Raw genomic sequence first — 3622 nt, forward strand, 5'->3', positions numbered from 1 at the left:
ATTCGCGGTGACTACCAAATTGACCTGGTGTATGGTCCCGATCAAAAGCGCGTGCGCCGGATCGATCAAGGTCCCACCGGCACCAGCACAACCTACTACCAATCCGGTATTTATGAAAAAGTGGTCAGTGATACCGGCAAAATACAGCACAAGCATTACATTGCGGATGTCGCTATTATCACCAAAACCGAAAATGCCGGCACCGAAGATGGCACAAAAACCAATTACTTCCACCGGGATCACTTAGACTCACTCACCGCCATTACCGATCAAAACGGCCAAGTCATTGAACGCTTCAGTTATGATCCCTGGGGTAAACGTCGTCAGACGGACTGGCAAGCCGCGATTGATTTTACGCAAATCACCAGCACCATCACCAAGCGTGGTTTTACCAACCACGAACAGCTGGATGGTGTGGGCCTGATCCACATGAATGGACGCGTTTATGATCCTAACGTTGGGAGATTCCTGAGTGCAGATCCATTTATTCAGTTTGCGGATAATATTCAGAGCTATAACCGTTATAGTTACGGCTTAAATAACCCATTAAATGGTTCAGATCCGACTGGATTTTTATGGGAGGATTTTACAAATTGGTTGAGCAATATCTGGGGGAGTAGCCCTCAATCAGGAGCACCCATTGAGGCTTATAACAATGGTGGTTCTGAAAGTGGGCCTGCTGATAATAGCTATATTACTCCGCTCAGAGCAGAGTACCAGCCTCAGAAAGAATTGAACTACGGAGAACAAATCGCTAATGATGTCATGAACCACTACAACCAAATAGGTCGTGGTGAGTCAAATACGACAGATGGCAGTGATTTTAGAAATAGGTATACGACGACTCCTTTAAGAAGGGAGTATTTTGGGGGCGGACAACAGCCTTCGTTTAAAAAAGCACAAAGGAACCATGATCCTGACATAGGAGGCTATTCCCCTGTTGGTGGTGAGTATTACAATCAAAACGGTGACCTAATATCTGTAGAAGTTGCCAGTTATGGGGGGCTAGTAAGCTCAGATGGGTTAACTGCTTATGACTTTGATCATGAGTCAGGTTTGCTAGTTAATCCCAGAGATACTGGAGCTGTAGGAAATGCATGTGTTGTTGCATGTCTTGCTCCCATAGCAAAAGGCCTACAATTATTACGTAGTAGTTATGTTACAGTTACCTCATGGGCAGCAGCAGGCCAGACTGCAGATTTAGCAGCTGGTCGTTGGGTAATGGTTGGAAGTGCGACTAGATGGAACTACTTTAAAACCATGCTTTGGGGGCCTCAAGTACGAAATGGGCAACTAATTTTAAGAGGTTATCAGAGAAATCCATTTTCTAACTCAATTACAGGTGCACTGCCAAGGTCAAGAATTAGCTGGCCATCAGGTGCTGAAAAGTGGAGAGGTTTATTTGGACAACGTCAAATAAATGGAGGCAGTTAGGTGTTGACAATATTTTATATCTGTATTGCTCTATTTGTTTTAAAGTTAAGTTGGAATTTATTTATTCCTATAATTATAACTTTTTTCTGGTCTCAGTCAGATAGAGATAATAGGGGAATGTCTTTAGCTCCTGTTGAACTGATTATCCTTGTATTAATAACTGTATTATCTTGGGTTTATGATTTATCAGTGTTTAGTATTAAAGGTTTTTGGTTATTTGCAATTGGATTAGGTGTCATTATATTTACCTATATTTTTATATTTTTGTTTTTGAAAATTTTCAAAAATCGATTTTCAGCACCTAAGAAATAAATGGTAAGCACCAAAGCAACTACAGGTATTTTACATTAACTGACCAGTATAAGATTTATATAGTTAAGCCCACAGATGTGGGCTTTTTTATGCCTCAAATAAATTTTAAAAGGCACCCGCCTTATATCAGTAACAACTGATGTGTTTGCTAGTGCTCTTAGTGCTCCTCCCTCACCCCAATTACTAAAACCCCCTCGAAAAAACTTCCGATAACCCATGTTATCGGCTATTTTTGGGTGGCAACAGTAGTATACTATCAAAAACGGTAATACGTATTACTAAGTTAGAAATAACTAATATAATGAAAAATGACGCCAAATCGGCTACAGGCCAACAATAGCAATGGTTTAGGCGTGCAGGCGCAGAACCCTCTTGGGATTTTTAGAGCGTGATAGGAAGAGGAGCAAGGGAAACGCTCTTGCTCAGAGAGTTAATCAGGGTTTTTGCAGCTAATGTCTAGAATATAACGGTCGTAACTGCCGTATGAAGTATCAGCATTAATTAAAAAGGTAAACTTGTTGTGTAAGGAAGAAAAATGGGTATATAAAAGCTCATACTGTCGTTGATCTTTTTCTACAGAAACATGATAGGCCAGTAGCGCTGACTTACACCCACAGTCACCAGTAACTTTGTTTGCTTTCCAGCTTGTATCAAGAAGGAGTTTTCCCTCTACAACTCTAACCTTTTCAGGTATAACCGTAATACACTCGTTAACATCATTATTGATTGTGACTTTAGGGTCTTTTGGGGCAACTTCTGAACCATACACCAGCGAACAGCTTAGAAGAATAGGTACCCCAATACCTGCTGTATTCATTTGTTCCCTGGATAGTTTAAGCGCACATGTGGTAAGTTGCTACGTATCACAGGTCTTAAGTTGTATTCGATTATTCTTGTATCACCTTTATTTCCAGTCGTATACTTAACGAAATAACTGGTAAGACTCCCTTCAGAAAAACCAAAGTATTCTTCTGTATCGCTACTATTATTTAACCAAAACTTATCATTGGTTATTCTTTGTTCAGTGTGGTTTGCTATTGTATGGGATGCATATTGCAGCTCTGGGTCAATTTTTAAATCACCACTCCAAAACACGTAAGCTATTTCAGCGTCTTTTGTCCCTATGAACTGCCCTTTTACCAGCTCAATAAAATGAGTATTTTTACATGGATTATAAGTGTCTTCTTTTATTTCGCATTTCGAGTCTACTACTTCATACAAGCCAACATAACTTTCTATATTCCGTGGCACATCTTTAGAGCACGCACTTATTAAGGCAAACAATAGAGTGCCTAAAAATAGTTTGCATAAAGTAATTTGACTTAAACTTTTTAGCGATTTTTTAATCATTATTTAGCCTTTACGTATTCCCTGAGTGAGGGTGCGTAAAATAAAATTTCTTCAAATTACACACGCTTGCCGAGGGGGCACGTAGATCCTTTACTCTTTAACAAAGTCTGCAAATTTAGCTGCCAGTTCATCCTTGGTATAAGACTTATGGTTTTTTAGCTTACAAAACTGCCGAAAGGCTAGACTTTCATAACCATCACGATAGAGCTGTCTTACATTGTCAGTGGTTAGTTTCATAGGGTTGAGATTCAGCTCTTTCGCTACCTTTGCTTTAGCCTCTTCTTGGGCTGAACTATCCTCACTTCCAAAAAGATGCTTTAACGAGCGTGTAAAGTAAACTACCCAAATAAACATGAAAGGCGCGTATTGCGAGGACTCGCCTTTCAATATAGGAGGCGCCATAACAATTAACAAAAACCCACATGATATAAGTCTCGACTTTGGCCATTTAGAAGCTAAGGCATTGCAGGTAAAGCAATACTGTTAGTGGTTATAACCTGAATTAACTCATGTCTAATGAAAACCA

General features: G+C 39.9%; 4 protein-coding genes. 1 reads left to right on the forward strand and 3 read right to left on the reverse strand.

Going from position 1 to position 3622, the window contains the following annotated elements; genetic code table 11:
- On the forward strand, positions 1 to 1434 hold a 1434-nt coding region (locus F607_RS31880), incomplete at its 5' end, for an RHS repeat-associated core domain-containing protein (protein WP_038292306.1).
- A 742-nt stretch (positions 1435 to 2176) separates the two neighbouring features.
- Here F607_RS31880 and F607_RS0125500 read toward each other — a convergent pair.
- From F607_RS0125500 to F607_RS0125510, 3 genes are all read right to left on the reverse strand, one after another.
- Positions 2177 to 2563, reverse strand: coding sequence for a DUF2195 family protein (locus tag F607_RS0125500; RefSeq protein WP_027710279.1), 387 nt, complete (start codon positions 2561 to 2563; stop codon positions 2177 to 2179).
- A complete protein-coding gene (locus F607_RS0125505; protein WP_027710280.1) occupies positions 2560 to 3096 on the reverse strand; it encodes a hypothetical protein in 537 nt (178 codons plus the stop codon). Before F607_RS0125505 ends, F607_RS0125500 begins: the two co-directional genes overlap by 4 nt.
- A gap of 90 nt (positions 3097 to 3186) precedes the next feature.
- The gene (locus F607_RS0125510; RefSeq protein WP_027710281.1) at positions 3187 to 3450 is read right to left on the reverse strand and encodes a hypothetical protein; all 264 of its coding nucleotides are present in this window, start codon (positions 3448 to 3450) and stop codon (positions 3187 to 3189) included.
- Positions 3451 to 3622: the final 172 nt, after the last annotated feature.

Source organism: Zooshikella ganghwensis DSM 15267 (genome assembly GCF_000428585.1).
GTDB lineage: Bacteria > Pseudomonadota > Gammaproteobacteria > Pseudomonadales > Zooshikellaceae > Zooshikella > Zooshikella ganghwensis.